Origin of the sequence: Streptomyces sp. NPDC047014, from assembly GCF_040644195.1 — a bacterium.
In the GTDB taxonomy this organism is placed as follows: Bacteria; Actinomycetota; Actinomycetes; order Streptomycetales; family Streptomycetaceae; genus Streptomyces.
Genome location: NZ_JBEYVX010000001.1, coordinates 144,787 through 167,048 on the forward strand (window position 1 = coordinate 144,787; position 22,262 = coordinate 167,048).

Sequence of the window (22,262 nt, forward strand, 5' to 3'; positions counted from 1 at the left end):
GTGCACGGCCCTCACCCGAAGCCAGCGCGTCCACCTCACGATCCACAAGGCAGTCCTGATGACGTCCCATCCTGATTCCCGGACCGGGTCCACCGGCTCCGGGCCCGAACTCCCACGGACGCCCGGCGAGCCGACCGGGCCCGCTGCGCCGCCCGCACCCCTCACCCCGGCCCAGCAGCAGACCTGGCTGCTCGGCATGCTGGCACCGGGCCGCCCAGCCACCCACGTGTCCGCCGGTCTCGGGCTGGCCGGAGACACGGACCGGCCGGCGCTCCTGGAGGCACTGCGCGGGGCCGCCGCCGCCCATCTGTCGCCCGGCGCGCGTTTCACCGTGTCCGGCGGGACGCCCGTGCGCCTCTCGGCGGACCCGCTGGAACTGCCCGTCCAGTACTGCGACGTGAGCGGCCTGGACGAGGAAGAACGGAGCCGCCGGAGGCGCGAGGAGTCGGCCGAAGCGGTCCGCGCGCCCTTCGACCCGGAGAGCGGCCCGCTCTCCCGCGCCCTGCTCCTGCGGACCGGCTCCGGCGAACACCGCCTGCTCCTCGTGGCGCACCGGCTGGTCGCGGACCAGTCCCTCCTCCAGCGGGTCCTGCGGGACACGGCGGCCGCCTACGGGGCCCTGACCGGGAAGGGGGCCGCGCCGGAGGCAGCCGGCCGCCCGGCGGACCAGGTCCCGGCCCCGGCTTCCGCCGGACCGGCGGACCGTCCGGCCGGCCTGCCGCCGGTCCCCGAGCTCCCCCTGGACCGGCCCCGCCCCGCACGGCGCACCCTCGACGCCGGCCGCGTGGCGTTCGGCATCCCCGGGGAGACCGCCGCCGCGCTACGCACGCTCGCCGCGCGGCAGGGTGCGGAGCTGCGCCACGTACTGCTCGCCGGGTACCTCGTCCTCCTGCACCGCTACAGCGGCCAGACCGCGCTCGCCGTGGCCGTCCCCGTGGCCGGTGCCGCGGGCACGGCCTCCGAGACCACGGTCGCCGTCCGGTCCGAGGTCCACCCGGACCTGGGTCTGGGCGAGCTGGTGGCCCGGGTACGGACCGACGAGGAGAGTGCCCGGCCGACCCCGGCGCCCGCGGCGGAACTGCTCGCCAGGCCCGGTTTCTCCTACCGGGCGGCGCCCCCCATCGGGGAACTGCCCGGCATCCGGACCTGGTTCCCGGAGACCCCCGTCACGCACGTGCTCGGGGATCTCGCGCTGGACCTCGTCGAGGGCGAGGACGGGGTGACGGGGCGCCTGCTGTTCGCGGAGGACGTCTTCGACGCCGCCACCGCACGGCGGGCGGTACGGCACTACCTGACGCTGCTGGACGCCGCCGCCGAGGAGCCCGGTCGTGCCGTCTCCGCGCTCCGCCTCCTGACCGAGGAGGAGGAACGCACGATCGCCGAGCTGAACGGCATCCGGTCCGAGATCCCGGACCTGACGTTCCACCAGCTCTTCGAGAGGCAGGCGGCCAGGACGCCCGACGCGGTCGCGGTCCGGTCGCAGGACGGCACCCTCACCTACCGCGAACTGAACACCCTGGCGAACCAGCAGGCCGACCTGCTGCGGCAGCTGGGCGTCGGCCCGGAGACCACCGTCGGTATCTGCATGGAGCGTGGCCGGCGGATGGTCGTGGCCCTGCTGGGTGTGCTCAAGGCCGGGGGAGCCTACGTACCCCTGGACCCGCGGGACCCCGCGGAGCGCCGGGACATGATCCTCGGCGACGCCCGGGCCGGCGTCGTGATCTGCACGGATCCGGCGACGGCCGAGGGGTACCGGACGGTTGTACTGGACGCGGAACGCACCGTGCTGAAAGACCGTCCGGCACACGACGGCGTCACACCGGCCTCGGCGCCGGAGCACGCCGCCTACCTGCTCTACACCTCGGGCTCCACCGGCAAGCCCAAGGGGGTGGTCGTGGAGAACCGTCAACTGGTCGCCTATACACAGGCGGTCATCGAGCGCCTGGGCATCGACGAGCCCCTGAGCTGGGCGATGGTCCAGCCCCTCACCGTGGATTCCAGCGTCACGGCCCTGATGCCGCCGCTGTCCACGGGCGGCGAGGTCCATCTGCTCTCCCGCGAGCACGCCCTGGACGCGGCCCGGATGGCCGACTGGATGCGGACCCACGCGGTGGACTGCCTGAAGATCGCCCCCTCGCACCTGCGGGCGCTGCAGGCATCGGCCCGCTTCGCGGACCTCCTCCCGCGCCGCCTGCTCGTGATCGGGGGCGAGGCGTCGGACTGGCAGTGGATGACCGCGCTCCAGCGCTCCCTGCCGCACTGCCGGGTGTTCAACCACTACGGCCCGACCGAGACGACCGTGGGCGTCCTCACCCTGGCCGTCGCCGAGCACCTGGACGCACGGTGGGACACCGCGCCGATCGGTGTCCCCCTGCCGAACTCCCAGGCGTACGTGGTCGACACGGAAGGCCGTCCCGTGCCCTTCGGCGTGGCCGGCGAGCTGATCCTCGGCGGTACGAACCTGGCCCGCGGCTACCACCGCAGGGACGAGCTGACCTCCGCGGCCTTCGTGCCGGACACCCTCGGCGGGCCCGAAGGGGCGCGGCTCTACCGCACCGGTGACATCGTGCGCCGCCTGGCCGACGGCTCCCTCGCCTTCCTGGGCCGGCGCGACGACCAGATCAAGATACGCGGCTTCCGCGTGGCCCTCGGGGAGATCGAGGCCGCGCTCACCAGCCACGAGGCCGTACGCGGAGCCGTGGTGGTCGTCCGTGAGGATACCCCGGGGGACCGGCGCGTCGTCGCGTACGCGGAGCTGTCCCCGCCCGGGGCGGTCTCCCCCCAGGAGCTCGAAAGGCACGTACGGGAACGGGTGTCGCCGCACATGGTCCCGCAGGCGACCGTGGTGCTGGACGCCCTGCCGCTGACCCCGCACGGCAAGGTCGACCGTTCCGCGCTGCCCGTCCCGGCGGCCACCGGAGGGGCCGGCCCGGCCGGACTCCCGCCCCAGGGCGAGGTCGAGCGCCAGGTCGCGCAGGCATGGCGGGAGGTGCTGCGGACCGACGCGGTGGGAGCCGACCAGAACTTCTTCGACGTCGGGGGGCACTCCCTGCTCCTGGTCGAGCTCCAGCACCGCCTCCAGGCCGTCGCGGGCCGCGACATCGAGCTCCTCGACCTGTTCCGGCACACCTCCGTCCGGACACAGGCGGCCTTCCTCTCCGCCGGAGCGGGGACCCCCGCGCCCGACACACCCCCCAGAGCCAGGGGAGCCCAGCAGAACGCGCTCATGAAGCGCCGTCAGCAGCAGTTGCGAGCAAAGCGAGGCCGTCATGAGTGAGCAGCTTCCGGATGAGCCCGGCCCGTTCGAGGACGGTCTCGACATCGCCATCGTGGGGATGGCGGGCCGGTTCCCCAAGGCGCGGACGATCGAGGAGTTCTGGAGCAACCTGAAAGCAGGCCACTGCGCCGCCACCCGGTTCGACGAGCGGCATCTCGCCGAGCTCGGCGCGGACGCCGAGGCGCTGGCCGACCCGGACTTCGTCCCCGTCGGCTACCTGCTCGAGGACAGCGACAAGTTCGACGCGGCGTTCTTCGGCTACTCGCCCCGCGAGGCCGAACTGATGGACCCCCAGCACCGCGTCCTCCTGGAGTGCGCCTGGTCGGCCCTGGAGAGCGCGGGGTACGACCCCGACCGTTACGAGGGCCTGACCGGCGTCTACGCCGGCGCGGGGAACAACACGTACCTCCTCTTCAACATCGCCTCCCACCCGGACGCGGTCGAGGTCATGGGCGGGAACCAGCTGGTCATCGGGAACCGCTCGGACTTCCTGAGCAGCAGGGTCTCCTACAAGCTGGACCTGCGCGGCCCCAGCATCAATGTGCAGTCGGCCTGTTCCACATCCCTGGTCGCCGTCGTCCAGGCTTGCCAGGCCCTGCTCGCCTACCAGTGCGACACCGCCCTCGCCGGAGGCGTGGCCGTCGACGTCATGCGGCGCGACGGATACGTCTACCGCGAGGACGGGATCTACTCGCCGGACGGATACTGCCGCACCTTCGACGCCCGGGCCCAGGGCACCGTCGGAGGTGACGGCGTCGGCATGGTGGTGCTCAAGCGCCTGCAGGACGCGGTCGACGACAACGACCACATCCACGCGGTGATCAGGGGCAGCGCCGTCAACAACGACGGCGCCGCGCGAGCGGGATTCAGCGCCCCGAGCGCCGCCTCCCAGGCCGACGTCATCGCCACGGCGCTCGCCAACGCCGACGTGGACCCGGAGAGCATCCGCTACGTCGAGGCGCACGGGACCGCCACCCTCCTCGGCGACCCGATCGAGGTGTCGGCACTCAACTCGGCGTACACCGGCGTCCCGCGAGCACGGACCGCCCTCGGCTCCGTCAAGACCAACATCGGACACCTCGACTCCGCCGCCGGAGTGGCCGGGCTGATCAAGACCGCCCTGGTCGTGGAACGGGGCGAGATCCCGCCGACCCTGCACTTCGAGCGGCCCAACCCGCGGCTCGGCCTGGAATCCGGGCCCTTCTACGTCAACACCGAGCTCCTGCCCTGGCCCCAGGACAACGGGCCGCGCCGCGCCGCGGTCAGCTCGTTCGGCCTCGGCGGCACCAACGCCCATCTGATCGTCGAGCAGCCCCCCGAGATCCCCCGGAACAACCGGCCCGGCCCGGACACGGAACAGCTGCTGGTCCTTTCGGCCAAGTCGCCCGAGGCCCTCGACACGGCCACCGGCGAGCTCCTCGACCATCTGCGCGCCCACCCCGGCGTACCGCTGGAGGACGTCGCCTTCACCCTCCAGCAGGGCCGCAGGGAGTTCCCGTACCGGCGGGCACTGCTGTGCGGGAGTGTCGACGACGCACGGGACATCCTCGGCGCGCCGGACGACGGCAGGCTCCTCACCGCGTCCGGCCCGCAGTCCTCCAGCAGGCCCGTCGCCTTCGTCTTCACCGGGTTCGGTGCCCAGTACCCCGGCATGGGCGCCGGTCTCTACGAGCAGGAGGAGGTGTTCCGGGAGGCGCTGGACGAGTGCGCGGAACTCCTGCTGCCCCTGCTCGGCCTGGACATCCGCCCCGTCATGCTCACCGCGGACCCCGACTCCGGGGGCGGCGGGCGCGGCGGCGCGGGAGGCATGGACCTGCGGAGCATGCTGCTCCAGCCGCAGCGCGCCGAGCACCCCCTCGACAGCCCCCGCCTCGGCTACGCCGCGGTCTTCGCCCTCGAGTACTCCCTGGCCAGGCTCTGGCGCTCCTGGGGCATCGAGCCGGAGGCCATGATCGGGCACAGCCTCGGCGAGTACGTGGCCGCCTGCCTGGCCGGCGTCTTCTCACTGCCGGACGCGCTGCGCCTGGTGGTGGAGCGCGCGAGGCTCATCGAGGGCCAGGGCGAGGGCGCGATGCTCGCCGTACCGCTCTCGGAGGCCGAGGCCGACCGCTGGACGAGCGAGGACGTCTGCCTGGCTGCCGTGAACGGACCGCAGACCTGCGTGCTCTCCGGAACCGTCGAAGGGATCGAGGCGGCCGGCCGCGCCCTCCTGGCGGAGGGCATCGCCTCCCGGCGCCTCACCACCGGCTTCGCCTTCCACTCGCCGATGATGGACCCGGTGGTCGCGCCGTACACGGAGCTGGTGCGGACCGTCCGGCTGAACCCGCCGGCCACGCCCTTCGTCTCCAACATCTCCGGCACGTGGATCACCCCGGAGGAGGCCACCAGCCCGGAGTACTGGGCCGAGCACATGCGGCGGCCGGTACGGTTCGCGGACGGCATCGGCACCCTGTGGACCGTTCCCGAGGTCATCGTGGTGGAGGTCGGACCCGGCCAGAGCATGGTGCCCGGGATCGTGCAGCACCCGGCGGCCGCCGCGGTCGCCGACCGGGTCGTGGTGCACTCGCTGCCCGGGGTCTTCGACCGGCAGAGCGACCGCGCCACCATGCTCCGCGCCGCGGCCAGGCTGTGGCTGGCGGGGCGTACGCAGCCGTTCCCGCCCGTGCGGGGCGCGCGACGCACCCCGCTGCCCACCTACCCGTTCGAGCGGCGCCGCTACTGGGTGGAGCGCGGCACGGCAGCGCCCCACGTCCCCGCCGAAGCCCGCCGCCACACGGATCCGGCACAGTGGTTCTACGCCCCGTCCTGGCAGCAGACGGCACCGTTGCCCCCGGCCCACGCGGCCGGGCTGGCCGCGCACAGCTGGCTCGTCTTCGCGGACGAGACAGGAGTCGGCGGCGAACTGGCGGACCGGCTCGAGGGTCTCGGTGCGACGGTGCGCACCGTACGGGCCGGCAGTGAATGGAGCCGCAAGGGCGAGGGCGTCTACGTGCTCGACCCCGGCAGCCCGGAGCACTACACCCGGCTGGCCGAGGCCCTGCGGGAGGAGGGTTCGCCGCCGGACCGGGTGCTCCACTGCTGGAGCGTGGGGAACGACGCGGACCACGGCACCGGCCCGCAGGACGTACGGGCCCTCCTCGACCGGGGGTTCCACTCGCTGCTGCGCTGGGCCCAGGCCACCGAGTCCGGGCTGAGCGTGCCGCAGCGGTGGGACGTCGTCTCCAGCGAGGTCTGCTCCGTGACCGGGGACGAGGCGCTCAGCCCGCCGAAGGCCGCCGTCCAGGGCATCGTCCGGGTCCTCCCGCAGGAGTACCCGTCGCTCACCTGCGTCCATCTCGACCTCGCGGGCGGGCAGACCGCTCCGGCGGCCGTGGACGCGATCCTGCCGGCGCTCTCCCTCCCCGCCGGCGAGCGGACGCTCGCGCTGCGCGGACGGCGCTGGTGGGCCCCCACCTTCGTGGCGGCGGAGCAGCCGCGCCGCGACTCCGCCCCGGTCCGGGCGGACGGGGTCTACCTGATCACGGGGGGACTGGGGAAGATCGGCATGCTGATGGCCCGGGCCCTCGCCGAGCGGGAACGGGTACGCCTGGTCCTCCTCGGGCGTACCGGGCTGCCGCCGCGGGAGACCTGGGACGCGCCGGACCACTCCGAGGCCACCCGGGACCTGATCCGCGGCGTCCGCGCGCTCGAGGAGCTGGGCTCCGAGGTGATGGTGTGCGCCGCCGACGTCTCCGATCCCGTCCGCATGCGTGAGGTGAAGGAGGCGGTGGTCCAGGCGTACGGCCGGGTCGACGGGCTGCTGCACTGCGCCGGCACGACCGGCGCCGAGGCCCACCGTGTGGTGGCCGACCTCGGCGAACGCGAGAGCGCCTGGCACTTCGACCCGAAGCTGTACGGCACGTACGTCCTCGACGAGGTACTGGCGGACCAGGAACTGGACTTCGCCCTCCTCTGCTCCTCGATCGCCTCCCTCCTCGGCGGCCTCGGGTTCGCCGCGTACGCGGCCGCCAACGCCGTGCTCGACGCCTTCGCGCAGCGCCACCACGGCGCCGGACAGCCGTGGTCCAGCGTCAACTGGGAGGCATGGCGGTTCACCGCCGCCCCGAGGGACGAGGCCGGCATCGGTTCGGCGGTCCAGGCCCTGGCCCTGGACCCCGACGAGGGACGCCGGGTGACGGACGCCCTGCTGGCAGCGGTCCCGCAGGCGCAGGTCGTGGTCTCCACCTCCGACCCGGTCCGGCGTCGTGAACAGTGGGTCGCGCCCGCCGCGGAGGCAGCCATGCCGCGGCAGCAGCACGAGCGGCCCAACCTCCGCAATCCCTACGTGGCGCCCGACAGCGAGACGGAACGGCAGGTCGCCGTGATCTGGCAGGAGCTGCTGGGGGTCCAGAGCGTCGGTGTCCACGACAACTTCTTCGAGCTCGGCGGCAGTTCCCTCCTCGGCCTGCAGGTCGTGCACCGGCTGCGCCAGGAACTCTCCCTGCCCGTTCCGCTGACGGTCGTCTACGAAGGCCCCACCGTCCGCGCCCTGGGCGGGCTCGTCGACGACCTCCGCGCGGCCGACGGCCGGTGACGCGGCACAACGGCCCGGTGCTCCTCCGCCGGGCCGCCCCCCGACATCCCCTCCATTCTCTTCCGAACAACCGAAGGCGGCAGGCGTGAGCGTGAGCAAGATAGGTGTCATCGGCGCCGGGACGATCGGCCGCGGTGTCGCGCAGTCCCTGGCCCAGTCCTCTTTCGAGGTGGTCCTGGTCGACATCGCGGAGAGCCAGCTCGTGAGTGCCATGAACCAGATGGAACGGGACCTGCGCATGCAGAGCCTCTTCCGCGCGGAGAAACTCGCCGACGACGCGGAGACCATTCTGGGCCGTATCACCACCAGCACGGGACTTGAGGCTCTGGCGGACGTCGATTTCGTCGTCGAGAACGTCACCGAGAACTGGGACGTCAAGCGTGAGGTCTACGAGACGATAGACAAGATCTGCCGTCCTGGCGTGGTCTTCGCGGTCAACACCTCGGCCGTTCCGATCACCCGCGTGGCATCGGTCACCGAGCGGCCCGCCGAAGTGCTGGGACTGCACTTCATGAATCCCGTGCCGCTCATGGACACGGTCGAGGTCGTCCGCGGCTACTTCACGTCGGACGAGACGCTCGCCGTCGCCATGGGGCTCCTCGACGCCGCGGGCAAGGAGGGCATCGTCGTACAGGACGCCCCGGGATTCGTGACCAACAGGGTCCTGATGCTCACCATCAACGAAGCCGTCTTCTGCGTGCAGGACCAGGTCGCCACCGCCGAGGACGTCGACAGGATGTTCAAGGGCTGCTTCGGCCACAAGATGGGCCCCCTGGAAACGGGTGACCTGATCGGCCTGGACACCATTCTGAACTCGCTCACGGTCATGTACGAGAGCTTCAAGGACTCCAAGTACCGGCCCGCCCCCCTGCTGCAGAAAATGGTCGACGCCAAGCTGCTCGGGCGGAAGACGTCCCAGGGCTTCTACACCTACTGAAATCCCCTTTCACCCCTCAGGAGAACGATATGACGCACAACGACGTGAACGCCCGTATCCGCGCATTCCTCGCCCCGCACCTGGGCGGTCAGGAAGTCGCCGACGGGGACGACATCTTCGCCCTGGGATACGTCAATTCCCTCTTCGCCATGCAGCTCGTCCTTTTCATCGAGAAGGAGTTCTCCCTCCAGCTCGGCGCCGAGGACATGGAGTTCGACAACTTCCGCACCGTTGCGGGCCTCGTCCGCCTCGTGAACGCGAACACCGCCGCGGCGGTCTGACCGCAGGGCCCCGGGGACCCGCTCCCCGGGGCCGGGCAGGGGTGCCCGCGACCACCCCACGGAACGTCCCTCCCCACCATCCGGCCAGGAGTGAACCACCATGAGCCCCTTCAGTACCCATGTCGACCTGCACACTCCGGTGCCGGAGCACCTCGCGCCCGAGATCGAGCGGCGCATGTTCTTCGTGTCCCGCGACATCGACGCGTTCGAGCTCGTCGTCGGCGACGGCGAGGTGCGCGCAGTGGTGATCCGGTCGGCGGAGCCCGTCGACCCCGCCGTCCTGGCCGACAAGGTCAACCGTGTGGTCGACAGCGACGTGCGCCCGCAGCGGCCGACACCCGCCAAATCCGTGTGGCGGTCCCCCCACCGGCGCGAGGTGGGGGAGGGGACCTTCACCCTCCTGGCCGACGCCGGAGCCGTCAGCGAGGCCGGCCAAGGCCAGGTGGCGGTGGGCGAACCGTTCCTCTCCCTGCTGGAGTACTTCGACCGGACGGTCAAGAAGCTCCTCCGCCAGGACTTCCAGGTGAGCGAGTACCGCTATCCGACCCTCATCAGCACGCGGGCGCTGGAGACGGCCGGATACTTCGGGTCGTTCCCCCAGCACCTCATGTTCGTGACCCGGCTGCACAACGACATCGACGTGTACCAGGAGTTCCAGGAGAAGTACGCCGGAGCGGGGATCGACTCCGGCGTACTCGAGTCCTGCGGGAACGTGGACTACTGCCTGCCGCCCACCATGTGCTACCACACCTTCCACCAGTACAGCGGGCGGGAACTGAGCGCGGACCGGCTCCATGTGGTCACCGCCCGCGGCAAGTCGTTCCGGTACGAGTCCGACTACGCCACCACGCTCGAACGCCTCTGGGACTTCACCATCCGGGAAATCGTCTTCATGGGCGCCCGTGACGAGGTGCTCTCGGCCCGGGAGACCTTCATGCGGAACGTGTTCGCGCTCGTCGAGGAACTCGGACTGTCCGGGTTCTGCGAGGTGGGCAACGATCCCTTCTTCTGCGGCACCGACACCTCCCAGCGCATCTGGTCGCAGCGGCTGCTCGAGCTCAAGTACGAACTCCGCCTCGACGTCGGGCCCGACCGGACCGTGGCCGTGGGGTCCTTCAACTTCCACGACGACCTGTTCGGCCGGAACTTCGGCATCCAGCACGGCACCGACGGCCCGGTCAGGAGCGCCTGCGTGGGATTCGGCCTGGAGCGCCTGGTGTACGCGTTCCTGTGCCAGTACGGCGTGGACCCCGGGGGCTGGCCCACGGCGGTCCGCACCGGCGTCGAAGGGCTGAGCGGGATCTGACATGGACGACAGCACGAGCACGGACTTCCCCCTCTCCCGGGCACAGCTCGGCATCTGGTTCGCCGACCAGGACGAGGTCCACGGGGGCCGTTACCGGATAGCGGAGTACTTCGACATCGCGGGGCCGGTGGACGCCGCGGCCTTCCGCCGCGCCTGGATCCGGGCGTGGGAGGAGACGGAGGCGCTGCGCGTGGCGGTCACGGACACCCCTGCGGGTCCGCGCCAGTCGGTCCTGTCCGGGCCGTCGCCCGACCTCCGCGTCCTGGACCTCGCCACCGCGGGGGACCCCGAAGCCGCGGCGCTCGACCGGATGCGGGACGACCTGGCCCGGCCGCTCGACGTGACCCGCGATCCGGTCGTCACGGTGTGCCTGTTCCGGCTCTCCCCCCGGCGCTTCCTCTGGTACCAGCGCACCCACCACCTGACCGTGGACGGATTCGGGGCGGCGCTCTTCGCCGAGCGCGTCGCCGCCCTCTACGCGCAGGAGACGGGCGGCCCGCGGGCGGCCGCCTCCTCCTTCGGCTCGCTGGCCGGCCTGCTGGCGGAGGAGGAGGCGTACCGGGCCTCGGCGGCGTTCGACGCGGACCGGGACTTCTGGACACGCAAGCTCGCCGACCGGCCAAAGCCCGTGTCGCTCTCCGACCGCTCCTGGCAGCCGGCGGCGCCGGTGCTGCGCCGTACGGCACGGATCCCCGCGGACCAGGCCGGCCGGCTGCGCTCCGGCCTCGGCCGGTCCCTGGCACCGACGGCGGTGGCGGCGGTCGCCGCGCAGCTGCACCTCGTGACGGGCGCCGAGGACGTCCTCGTCTCGCTGCCCGTCACGGCCCGGCGAGGAGACCTCGCGCGGCGCACTCCCGGCATGCTGTCCAACACCGTGCCCCTCCGGCTGGCCGTGCACGGCGGCATGTCCTTCGCCGACCTGACCCGCCACGCGGCACTGGTGATCAAGGAGGCACTGCCGCACCAGCGCTACCGTGCCGAGGACCTGCACCGCGACCTGGGCTTCACGCGCGGCGAGCGCGGGGTCGTCGGCCCGATGGTGAACGTCATGACGTTCCCCCACACCTTCACCATGGGAGGCCACACCGCCGTCGCCCACAACCTCTCCAACGGGCCGGTGGGTGACCTCGCCCTCGCGGTGGGCGGGCGCCAGGACGGCGCGGGTCTGAGTCTGGACACGGACGCGAGTTCGGCACGGTACACGGAGGAGGAGCTCGCCCATCACGAGCGGACCCTGCTCGGCCTCTTCCGTGCCGCGGCCGACGACCCGCACACCGCCATCGGCTCCGTCGCCGTGGCCCCGGCCCCACGGGCGGCCGGGGCAGGTGCCCCGGATCCGGGCGGAGCACAGGCGGGGCCGGCGGCCCGGACGGCCCCGGAGCCGGCCACCGTCGCCGACCAGGCCGAGGCGGGCGGGAGTGAGGCCGCCGAGGAAGCGATGGTCCAGCTGTTCCGGAGCGTCCTCGGTGTCGCCGAGGCGGCCCCGGACGACGCGTTCTTCGACCTCGGCGGCGACAGCATCACCGCGATCCAGCTCGTCTCCCGCGCGCGCGAGAACGGGTGGGCCATCAGCCTCAAGCAGGTCTTCGCCCGCGAGACACCGCGCGAGCTCGCGAAGGTCGCCGTTCCCGCGGCCCAGGAGCAGGCGCCGGCACCGGGGACCGCCCCGCACGACGCCGTCGCGGGGCCCGTCCCGGCGAGTCCGGTCCTGAGATGGCTGGAGGAGCTGGGCGGCCCGGTGGACGCGTACCACCAGTCCCTGCTCATCCGTACTCCCGCCGGACTCACGCGGGAGACCCTGGGGACCCTGCTGACCGCCCTGACCGACCACCACGACGTCCTGCGTGCCCGGCTGGTGGACGAGCACGGATGGCGACTGCACATCGCCCCGGCCGGCAGCACCGCCGCGGAGGGGCTCGTCGAACACGTCGCCGTGGAGGACCTCTCGGACGAGGAGACGGTCGCACTCGCCGCCACCCACGTCCGGAAGACCGCCGAGCGGCTCGACCCATGGGCCGGCGCCCTGCTACGGGCCTGTCTCTTCGACGGCGGCCCCGACCGGCGGGGCATGCTGCTGCTCGTCGTCCACCACCTCGCCGTGGACGGCGCCTCCTGGTACACGCTGCTGCGCGACCTGGCGCTCGCCTGGGAGGCCCACGGAGCGGGCCGTCCCATCGAACTGCCTCCGGTCGCGACCTCGGTCACGCGGTGGAACCGGCTCCTGGAGGACGCGGCCCACGACGCCGGGAGGCTGACGGAACTGCCCCACTGGCGCTCCGTGCTGATCCCGGACGCCCCGTCGCTCGGGGACCGCCCCCTGGACCCGGCCCTGGACACGGCCGCGACCAGCACACGCGGGCACCTGGTCCTCGACCCGGCCCGCAGCGCCCCCCTGCTGTCCTCGGTGCCCGCCGCCGTGCACGGCACGGTCCCCGATGTGCTGCTCACCGCGCTGGCCCTGGCGATCCCCGCGTGGCGCGCGGAACGCGGGCTCCCCGCCTCCCACGACGTCCTGCTCGACCTGGAGGGCCACGGCCGGGCGGACGTCTCCCACGAGGCCGATCTGTCCCGTACCGTCGGCTGGTTCACGAGCATGCACCCCGTACGGCTGAACCCCGCGGACCCCGGCGGCACGCTCCCTCAGGACGCCACCCAGGCACTCGCCCGGGTCAAGGAACAACTGCGCGCCGCCCCGGGGGACGGGCTGGGCTTCGGCCTGCTGCGCCACCTCAACCCGGACACCCGACGGGAACTGCGCGGCCTGGCCAGGCCGGAGATCCTCTTCAACTACCTGGGACGGCTGCCCGGCCGCGAGGACGCCGACTGGAGCCCGGTGCCCGCCGCCGATGTCCTCAGGGACGGGCGCGACCCCCGCGCCCCGGCCGGCCACGGACTCACGATCGACGTCCTGGTCCGCGAAGCAGGCGACGGGCCCCGGCTGGAGGCCGGTTTCAGCGCCCCGGCCGGATGGCTCGGTGACGCGGACCTGGACCGGCTGCGCACGCTCTGGGACGAGGCCCTGGGCGCCCTCGCGGCCGCCGCCGCGGGCCGCGAGGTCAGCCGGCACACCCCCTCCGACCTCTATCTCACCGGGCTCGGCCAGGACGAGGTCGATGACCTGGAAGCCGAACTGGAACGGTGGGCCTAGAACCTATGCGTACGTCCCGACTGGAAGACGTCTACCCCCTCACCCCGCTGCAGTCGGGGCTGTACTTCCACGCCCGGCTCGCCGGGGCGGCGTCCGACCTCTACACCGCGCAGCTGACCCTCGACCTGACGGGCCCGCTGGATCCCGAACGCCTCGCCCGGTCCTGTACGACCGTCGTACGGCGGCACGCCGCGCTCCGCGCCGGATTCAGGACCCGTGCAGGCGGCGACGCCCTGCAGTTCGTCGTCCGTGACGCCGTGCCCCCGTGGTCCACCTCCGATCTGCGCGGCGCGGACCCGGAGCACAGGGCCGCCCGGCGGGAACGGCTCATCGCCGAGGACCGCCGCCGCCCCTTCGACCTCGAACGTCCCCCGCTCGTGCGTTTCAGGCTGATCCGGACCGGCGACGAGCGGTGGACCCTGGTGATGACCAACCACCACCTGGTGCTCGACGGCTGGTCGTTCCCGGTCCTGGTGCGGGAGATCTTCCACGTCTACACCGAGGGCGGGGAGGCCGCCGGCCTTCCCGGGCCCGCCCCGTTCCGTTCCTACCTGGAGTGGCTGGCGGACCAGGACCACGCCGAGGCCGGAGCGGCCTGGCGGGAGTCCTTCGAGGGCTTCGACCAGCCGGCCATGGTGGCGTCCTCCACCGCTGCGGTGCCCCCGCGGCACCAGGAGCCGCCCCGCACGGTGGTCTCCGTGCTGCCGGAGGCCGGGACGCGGGCCCTGGGCGCTCTCGCCCGCGGCCAGGTCACCCTGAACACCGTGGTGCAGGGAGCGTGGGGCCTGCTGCTCGGCTGGATGACCAGCAGCGAGGACGTGGTCCTGGGCACCGTCGTGTCCGGCCGGCCTCCGGAGCTGCCCGGGGTCGAGTCCATGGTCGGACTGCTCACCAACACCGTTCCGGTACGGGTGCGGCTCGACGCCGACGAGTCCGTGCCCTCCTACCTGGGCCGGCTGCGGGACGAGCAGGCCCGCCTGCTGCCCCACCACCACCTGGGACTCCAGGACCTGCACGAACTCACCGGGCTGCCGGCCCTCTTCGACACGGTGACCGCCTTCGAGAACTATCCGGTCGACGCCGCCACGGGCGACGAGCTGGCCCCGGGCCTCACGCTGACCGGTGCGGACATCGCGGACGCGACCCACTACGCCCTCACCCTCACCGTCGTGCCCGGCACCGAGCTGGAGATACGCCTCGGCTACCAGCCCCACCTCATGACGGCCGAGGAGGCGCGGTCCTGGCTCGACCGGCTCGTCGGACTGCTGGGGATGATGGCCGCGGGGGACGGGAGCACCCTCCGGGACCTGGTCCCCCTGCTCCCGGGTGAGAAGGAGGAACTCCTGGAGCGCTGGCACGGACCGGTGCGGGACATCCCGGAGGGAACCCTGGCCGACGGGTTCGAGGCGCAGGCGGAGCGCACCCCCGACGCCGACGCGGTCGTCTTCGCGGGATCCGCCGTCCCGTACCGCGAACTGAACGGCAGGGCGAACCGGCTGGCGAGGCTGCTCCTCGGCCGTGGAGCGGGCCCCGGACGGCGGGTCGCCCTCATGCTGCCCCGCTCCACCGACATGGTGGTGGCCCTGCTCGCGGCTCTCAAGTCAGGTGCCGCCTACGTTCCGGTGGACCCGCAGCTTCCGGCGGAGCGGGTCCGGTTCATGCTGGACGACGCGAAGCCCGACGTCGTGCTCACCACGGAGGAACTGCTGTCCGTCGTCGGTGCGGACGTGCCCACCGTCATCGCGGGGCCGGGCGACGACGGCTTCCGCGCACTGACGGACGGCCTGTCCGCCGGCAACCTGACGCGGGGGGAACGCCCTGCCGAGCCGACGGCCGCCGACCCGGCATGGATCGTCTACACCTCGGGGTCCACCGGCCGCCCCAAGGGCGTCGTGGCCGGCCACCGTTCCGTCCTCAACCGCATCGCCTGGTACGCCGCCGAGTTCCCGTACCAGCCGGACGAGACGGTGATCGCCAAGACGACCCTCAGCTTCGTCGACGGCTCCGTCGAACTGCTGGGAGCCCTGCTGAACGGCGCCCGGATCGCTCTCGCCGACAGCGGGACCGCCCGCAGCGCGATCGCCCTCGCCGCGATGATCGAGGGCACGGGACCATGCCGGATCACGGTCGTCCCGAGCCTGCTGGGAGCGCTGCTGGAGGAAGCCGGCCGGCGTGAGCTGACGTCCTGCGGGCTCTGGGTGTCCAGCGGTGAGGCCCTCACCCCTGAACTGGTACGGCAGTTCCGCTCCCTCCTGCCGGGCGCGCGGCTGGTCAACTTCTACGGCTCGTCCGAGGCCGGGGCGGACAGCCTCTACGCCGAGGCGGACGGGCCCGAGGTGCTCCTCGGCCGCCCCGTGTGGAACACCAGGACCTATGTGCTCGACACGTGGCAGCGCCCCGTTCCCGTGGGCGTGGTCGGCGAACTGCACCTCGCGGGCGCCTGCCTCGCCGACGAGTACCTCAACCAGAGCGGACTGACGGCGGAGCGCTTCCCGGCATGCCCCTTCGGGGACCCGTCCGACGGGCGGATGTACCGCACGGGTGACCTGGTCAGCCGCCGCCCCGACGGCAGTCTCGTGTTCCACGGGCGCGTTGACGGACAGGTCAAGATACGGGGCTTCCGGATCGAGCCGGGCGAGATCGAGGCGGTCCTCGCGGCCCACCCGGACGTGCAGGCGGCGGTGGTCGTCGACCGCCCGGACGCCGAGGGCCGGCCCCGCCTCATCGCGTACGCCGTCCCCGCGGACCCCGGCCGGCCGCTCGACGGGACGCGGCTGCGCGGACACCTGGCCGGACAGCTGCCCGAGTACATGGTCCCCGCGCTGATCCTGCCGCTGTCCGAGGTGCCGCTGACCGGCAGCGGCAAGACCGACCGCAAGGCGCTGCCCGTCCCCGACTTCCAGGCGGCCTCGTCCGGCCGCGCGGCACGGACGGAGCGGGAAGAGCTCCTGTGCGGGCTGTTCGCCGAGGTGCTGGGTCTCGACCGGGTGACGATCGACGACTCCTTCTTCCACCTGGGCGGACACTCGCTGCTGGCCACGCGGCTCATCGGCCGGATCCGGCGGGAGCTGGGCGTGGAAGTCGCCCTGCGCACCCTCTACGAGGCCCCGACGGTCGCCCATCTCGCCGGGACGCTGGACGAGCGGCCCGCGGCCGCCCGTCCGGCGCTGGGACCGATGGAGCGGCCGGAGGAGTTGCCGCTGGCGCCGGTGCAACGCCGCCTGTGGTTCCAGAACAGGCTGGAGGGCGCGAACGGCAACTACAACATGCCCATGGCGCTCCGGCTGACCGGGCCGCTCCACCGTGCCGCCCTGCACCAGGCCGTCAACGACGTCATCGCCCGGCACGAGAGCCTGCGCACCGCCTTCCCCGACTGGGACGGCGTCCCGCAGCAGGTGGTCCTCGAACCGGAAGAGGCGCCGGTCGAGCTGCCGCTCGTGGTGACCACCGAGGAGGACCTGCCGGGCCTGCTCGCCGACGGGGCCCGCCACCCGTTCGACCTCACGGAGGAAACACCGGTACAGGCCCGCCTGTTCGCGCTCGGGGAGCAGGAGCACGTCCTCCTGCTGGTGGTGCACCACATCGCGTGCGACGGCTGGTCGCTCACCCCCCTGGCCAGGGACATCGCCCGGGCCTACGCCGCGTCGGCCGCGGGCACCCGGCCGGCGTGGAGCGACCTCGCCGTGCAGTACGCGGACTACACCCTGTGGGCCCACCGGCTGCTCGGCGGTGCCGACCTGCCGGAGTCGGAGCTCAACCGCCAGACCGCGTTCTGGACCGCGGAACTCGCCGGACTGCCGGACCGGCTGGAGATCCCCGCCGCGGCCGAACGCCCGCGGACCCCCTCGCACCGGGCCGGACATCTCGACGCCCGGATCCCGGTGTCCGTGCAGCAGCCGCTGCACGCGCTGGCGGCCGGGAGCGGAGTCAGCCTGTTCATGGTGTGCCAGGCCGCACTGGCCGCCCTGCTCACCGAACAGGGGGCGGGCACGGACGTGGCGATCGGGACACCGGTCGCCGGGCGCACCGACGACGCCCTCGACGACCTCGTGGGCTTCTTCGTGAACACCCTGGTACTGAGGACCAGGACGGACGGGAACCCTACGTTCCGAGAGCTGTTGTCGAGGGTCCGCACCACCGGTCTCGCGGCGTACGCGCACCAGGACGTGCCCTTCGACCACATCGTCCAGGCGGTCAACCCCGGCCGGGAGGCAAGCCGCCATCCGCTGTTCCAGGTCATGCTCGCCTTCCAGAACAACACCCTGCCCGACCTGTCGCTGCCCGGCCTCGACGTGCGGACCGAGCCGCTGCCGGACCAGCCGGCGCGGTTCGACCTGCGGTTCGAGCTGACGGAGCACCGGACGGCCGACGGCACGCCCGACGGCATCGGAATCCGCCTCACCTACGCGGCCGACCTCTTCACCGCCGAGGCGGCGCGGGAACTCCTGCACGGCTACACGGCCCTGCTGGAGCGGGTGGCCGGGGACCCCGAGTCCGTCGTGGGCGCGACGGCCGGCGGCTGACCACGGCGGACACCCGACAGCACGGAAAGGCCCGTCCGGCCGAGCTGACCGCTCGGCCGGACGGGCCTGGTGCGTACGGGGCCCGGGCAGGGGCCCAGGTGCGAGGGGGTGTCCGCTCACCCCGCCCGGTGGGAGGCCACACCGGACAGCCTCTCCGCGATCCGGGGACCGATGTCCGCCATGGCCACCGGGCCGGTCATCTCCCCGTGGGCGCAAGGGATGTCCACGGTGCGCACCCGGCCCGTCAGGTAGGGCGACCAGTCTCCCGCGGACGGCGCGTCCCCGGGCCGTCCCACCGCCGCGGTGAAGAGGAGCAGGTCACCGTCGAACACGGCGGGCCGGAAGCCGTGCGCCAGGACGACGTTCCGCCGGAACGTGCCGGCCATGGCCAGGACCTGCCGCTCCTCCAGATCGGCGAGGACACCGCCGGCGGTGCCGGCCGCCTCGGCGAACTCCGCAGGGGTCATCGAAGACCCGGGAGCGTCCGGCACTCCGTACCCCAGGGACACGAGCAGCTCCCGCAGCCCGTCCGGGGAGAGCGCGGCCGGCACGGCACGGTCGCACAGCGGGTAGGCGTCCAGCAACGCGAGCAGGGCGACCGCCTCGCCGGCCTCCTGCAGGAGCGTGGCCATGGCCTGCGCCACGAGCCCTCCGAACGACCAGCCGCACAGGTGGTACGGGCCGGAAGGCTGCACCGAGCGGATCAGGCGCACATAGCCCGCGGCCACCTCCTCGACATCCGCGGCCGGCTCCCCGCCGGTGAGCCCCGCGTCCTGCAGCGCGTAGACCGGCCGGTCGTCCCCGACGTGCCGCAGCAGCCCCGAGTAGACCCACCCGACGCCCGCGGCGGGGTGCACGCAGAACAAGGGCGCGGCCGCGCCGGTGGCCCGCAGGGGAAGCAGCACCGCGAACGGGTCACCGCCCGGGTCGCGGCCCAGCAGCGCTGCGAAACGCGCCACCGTAGGAGCCTCGAACAGGCTGCGCACGGTCAGCTCTGTACCGAACACCGCCCGGATCCGGCCCATCAGCCGAATCGCGGCGAGTGAGTGCCCGCCCTGCTGGAAGAAGTCGTCGTGGATACCCACCGCCCGCGCCCCGAGCACCTCGGCGAACAGGCTGCACAGCACCTCCTCGACGGGATCGCGGGGCGCGGTGAAGGTCTGGGCGGCCCGGGCCCGCGGAGCCGGCAGGGCCGCACGGTCCAGCTTGCCGTTGGGTGTCAGGGGCAGCGCGTCGACGATCACGAACCGCGAGGGCACCATCGGGCCGGGCAGGCTCAGTGCGGCCTCCCGCCGCACGTCCTCGCCGAACAGGCCGGGGTCGGACCAGCCCCCGCCGGGGACCGCGGGCACTCCGTGCGCACCGGCCCGGCCGGAGGACGGGGTGTCCGCCGTGCGGGCCCGGGTCGCGTAGACGGTGACCAGTCCGGTGTCTTCGAGCATGTGCTGACCGTCGACCGCGACGCGGTACCCCCTGGCCTCCAGGTGCCGCCGGATCCAGTCGACCTGTCCGGGCAGGTCGTGGGCCTCGATGACGAGCTGGCGGACGAGGGGCCAGTGCTCGTCACGCAGCCCGAGCAGGACCTCCCGCTCGCTCTTCTCCGCGTCGATCTTCAGCAGGTCGATGCGGTCGACGCCGGTCTCCTCGATGACGTCGGAGAGTGTCCGCAGGGCGCAGGTGACGTCCACGTGCCGGAGCCGTTCGGTCAGCAGACTGTCCAGGTCGGCCTCGCTGCCGGGAGCGGGAGGCTCGCCACCGCGACTCTCGTTGCGGACGAATGCCTCCAGGACGCCGCGCTCCTCGGCGAGGTCACCGAACCGCCCCGACATGATCGAGAGCTGCGGGTAGTAGGTGAACGTGGCGCTCCCCGAGCTCTCCGCGATGCCGCAGGGGAACAGCCGCGCGTCGACCCCGTGGATCCGCGTGTTGAGACCGAGCAGGCGGAACAGCTGCGGTATGGGCTCGAACGAGTAGATGACGCTGCCCGGGCACGACCGGGCGACCGAGAGGGAGAACAGGCCGATGTGGGCCCCCACGTCGAAGACGCGGGACCCTTCCGGCAGGACGATGCCGTGCCGCTGGTACTCGTGGCCCTCGAAGATCTCCCGGTAGAGGAAGTCCGTCTCGGTCGGATTGTTGGCGGCGATCACCATGCCGTTGGGGAGGGTGTGCAGCTCACCGGCGTCCAGGGCTCCCTCGCGCTCCAGCCGGCACAGGTTCCGCAGGGGCGCCGCAGCGACCGGGTCGGGCACGACGTGGGCGACCAGTTGGGTTCCGCCCGAGCCGTCGTCGGCAGGGGTCACCACGGCCTCGGCGACAGCGGGATGACGCACCAGCACCGCCTCGACCTCACCGGGCTCGATCCGGACGCCCCCCACCTTGACCTGGTGGTCGGTGCGCCCGGCGTAGTGGACGGCCCCGTCCTCGCGGACACGGGCGAGGTCCCCGGTGCGGTACATGCGGGTGCCGGGAGGGCCGAAGGGGTCGGGAAGGAAGCGTTCGGCCGTCAGCCCGGGCCTCCCCACGTACCCCGTCGCCAGCTGGACGCCCGCGAGGTAGAGCTCTCCCGTCACGCCGGGACCGACCGGACGGAGACCGGCGTCCAGGACGTACATCTGGGTGTTCCACACGGGCCGGCCGATCGGGACCGGACCCGGCCGGTCGTCCGGCCGGCACTGCCAGTAGGACACGTCCACGGCGGCCTCGGTGGGCCCGTAGAGGTTGTGCAGTTCGGCGTCGAGCACCTCGAAGAACCGGTCCCGCAGCTCGCCCGACAGGGCCTCACCGCTGGCGAACACCCGGCGCACGGTGGTGCACCGGCCCGCGCTCGGCTCGTCGGTGAACAGACGCAGCATGGACGGCACGAAGTGGAGGGTGGTGATCCGCTGTGCCCGGATCACCTCCGTGAGGTAGGCGGGGTCGCGGTGTCCGTCCGGGGCGGCCACCACGAGGCACGCCCCGACGCACAGCGGCCAGAAGAACTCCCACACCGACACGTCGAAGCCCGCTGGGGTCTTCTGCAGCACGCGGTCGTCGTCGCCGAGGGAGTACTCGGCCTGCATCCAGCGGAGGCGGTTCACGATCGCGGCATGGGACACCGCGACTCCCTTGGGACGCCCCGTGGAGCCCGAGGTGTAGATCACGTAGGCCGTGTTCAGCGGGTGGGGGGCCGGAAGCGGCCGGCCCGCGAGGTCCGCGGGGCCCGGCTCGGCCGCCCGGCCGACCTCCTCGGCGGTCAGCACCAGCAGCGCCCCGGCATCCTCTGCCATCCGCCGGCTCCGCTCGTCCGGGCCGTCCGGATCGAGTGGCAGGTACGCGGCCCCGGCCTTGTGCACGGCGTACAGCGCGACGACGAGCTCGGCCGAACGCGGTACGCGCACCGCGACGACCGTCTCGGGGCCCGCGCCCTTCGCCACGAGCGACACCGCCAGCCGGTGTGCCCTCTCGTCGAGCTCGGCATAGGTCAGCGAGACTCCGTCGGCGACGAGCGCGACGGCCTCGGGAGTTCTGGCCACCTGGGCCGCGAACAGTTCCGGCAGGGTCTCTGCCGTCATGCCGTGAGCTGACTTGTCGCCCATGACGTCACTTCCCCACACTGTTGGACTGATGGCCGGACGGGTCCTCCGCCTGCCGAACCGGCAGCTCGTAGACCCGGCGGATACTGGTGCCGAGCCGGCCGATGTCCGCTCCGTAGACGTGGAGGGAGACGGTCCGGCCGGCGGCCGTGCTGCGGACGTCGTGGATGTCGCCCGGCGGAGCGAGGGCCGCTACGGCACCGACCCCGCTCGTGGTGGTGTCCACGGCGAGGAGATGACGCTGCTCCGGATCGCCGGAGAGGCGGTAGACGGTCTCCTCCTCGGCACCCTCGTGGATGCCGACGACGCACCAGCAGACGTGGTCGTGTACCGGGGTGCGCTGGCCCGGCAGCCAGACGAGGGCGACGACGGAGAAGGAGCCGTCCGCCTCGACGTGCAGGACGTGCTGCTTGTAGCCGCCCGGGTCGGCCTCCTGCTGGTCGGGCGTCAGGAGTCCGGCCCGTCCGAGGTGCGGGGCGAGCGCCGCGGCCACTTCCCGGCCGGCCTCCTCGGCGGAAGCCCCCGGCCGGGCGCGCAGCGCGGCCCGCACCTCTTCCACGAGCCGGGTCAGGCGCGGGGTGCGGGGCTGGGAGGGCGGGTACGGCGCCTCCGTGCCCGCGGACGCCGTGCCGGGCATGTCCC

The 22,262-nt window shown here is 72.9% G+C and carries 8 protein-coding genes and 1 pseudogene; 7 read left to right on the plus strand and 2 right to left on the minus strand.

The window, feature by feature from the left end:
- Nucleotides 1–58 precede the first annotated feature (58 nt).
- The 7 genes from ABZ873_RS00580 (at nt 59) to ABZ873_RS00610 (ending at nt 18,045) form a co-directional block, all read left to right on the plus strand.
- Nucleotides 59–3,277 (plus strand): amino acid adenylation domain-containing protein, encoded by a 3,219-nt coding sequence (locus ABZ873_RS00580; protein WP_360863416.1) that lies wholly within the window; start codon nt 59–61, stop codon nt 3,275–3,277.
- Complete coding sequence (locus ABZ873_RS00585) at nt 3,270–7,850, plus strand: SDR family oxidoreductase (protein ID WP_360863418.1); 4,581 nt, start codon at nt 3,270–3,272, stop codon at nt 7,848–7,850. Before ABZ873_RS00580 ends, ABZ873_RS00585 begins: the two co-directional genes overlap by 8 nt.
- Nucleotides 7,851–7,935: 85 nt before the next feature.
- Nucleotides 7,936–8,787, plus strand: coding sequence for a 3-hydroxyacyl-CoA dehydrogenase NAD-binding domain-containing protein (locus ABZ873_RS00590; protein ID WP_360863420.1), 852 nt, complete (start codon nt 7,936–7,938; stop codon nt 8,785–8,787).
- A 29-nt stretch (nt 8,788–8,816) separates the two neighbouring features.
- Nucleotides 8,817–9,068, plus strand: coding sequence for a phosphopantetheine-binding protein (locus ABZ873_RS00595; RefSeq protein WP_353776196.1), 252 nt, complete (start codon nt 8,817–8,819; stop codon nt 9,066–9,068).
- 100 nt (nt 9,069–9,168) lie between these two features.
- Entirely contained in the window at nt 9,169–10,374 is a 1,206-nt protein-coding gene (locus tag ABZ873_RS00600; RefSeq protein WP_360863422.1) for a hypothetical protein, read from the plus strand.
- Between the two features lies 1 nt (nt 10,375).
- Nucleotides 10,376–13,522, plus strand: coding sequence for a condensation domain-containing protein (locus tag ABZ873_RS00605; protein WP_360863424.1), 3,147 nt, complete (start codon nt 10,376–10,378; stop codon nt 13,520–13,522).
- Nucleotides 13,523–13,527: 5 nt separating this feature from the next.
- Entirely contained in the window at nt 13,528–18,045 is a 4,518-nt protein-coding gene (locus ABZ873_RS00610; protein WP_360863426.1) for an amino acid adenylation domain-containing protein, read from the plus strand.
- A gap of 116 nt (nt 18,046–18,161) precedes the next feature.
- Here the strand turns inward: ABZ873_RS00610 and ABZ873_RS00615 are convergent.
- Together ABZ873_RS00615 and ABZ873_RS00620 are read right to left on the minus strand one after the other, a co-directional pair.
- A pseudogene (locus ABZ873_RS00615) lies at nt 18,162–21,587 on the minus strand (amino acid adenylation domain-containing protein); the annotation flags it as partial.
- Between the two features lie 40 nt (nt 21,588–21,627).
- Nucleotides 21,628–22,257: a cysteine dioxygenase family protein gene (locus tag ABZ873_RS00620; protein WP_360863428.1), complete on the minus strand. Its 630-nt coding sequence runs from the start codon at nt 22,255–22,257 to the stop codon at nt 21,628–21,630.
- Nucleotides 22,258–22,262: the final 5 nt, after the last annotated feature.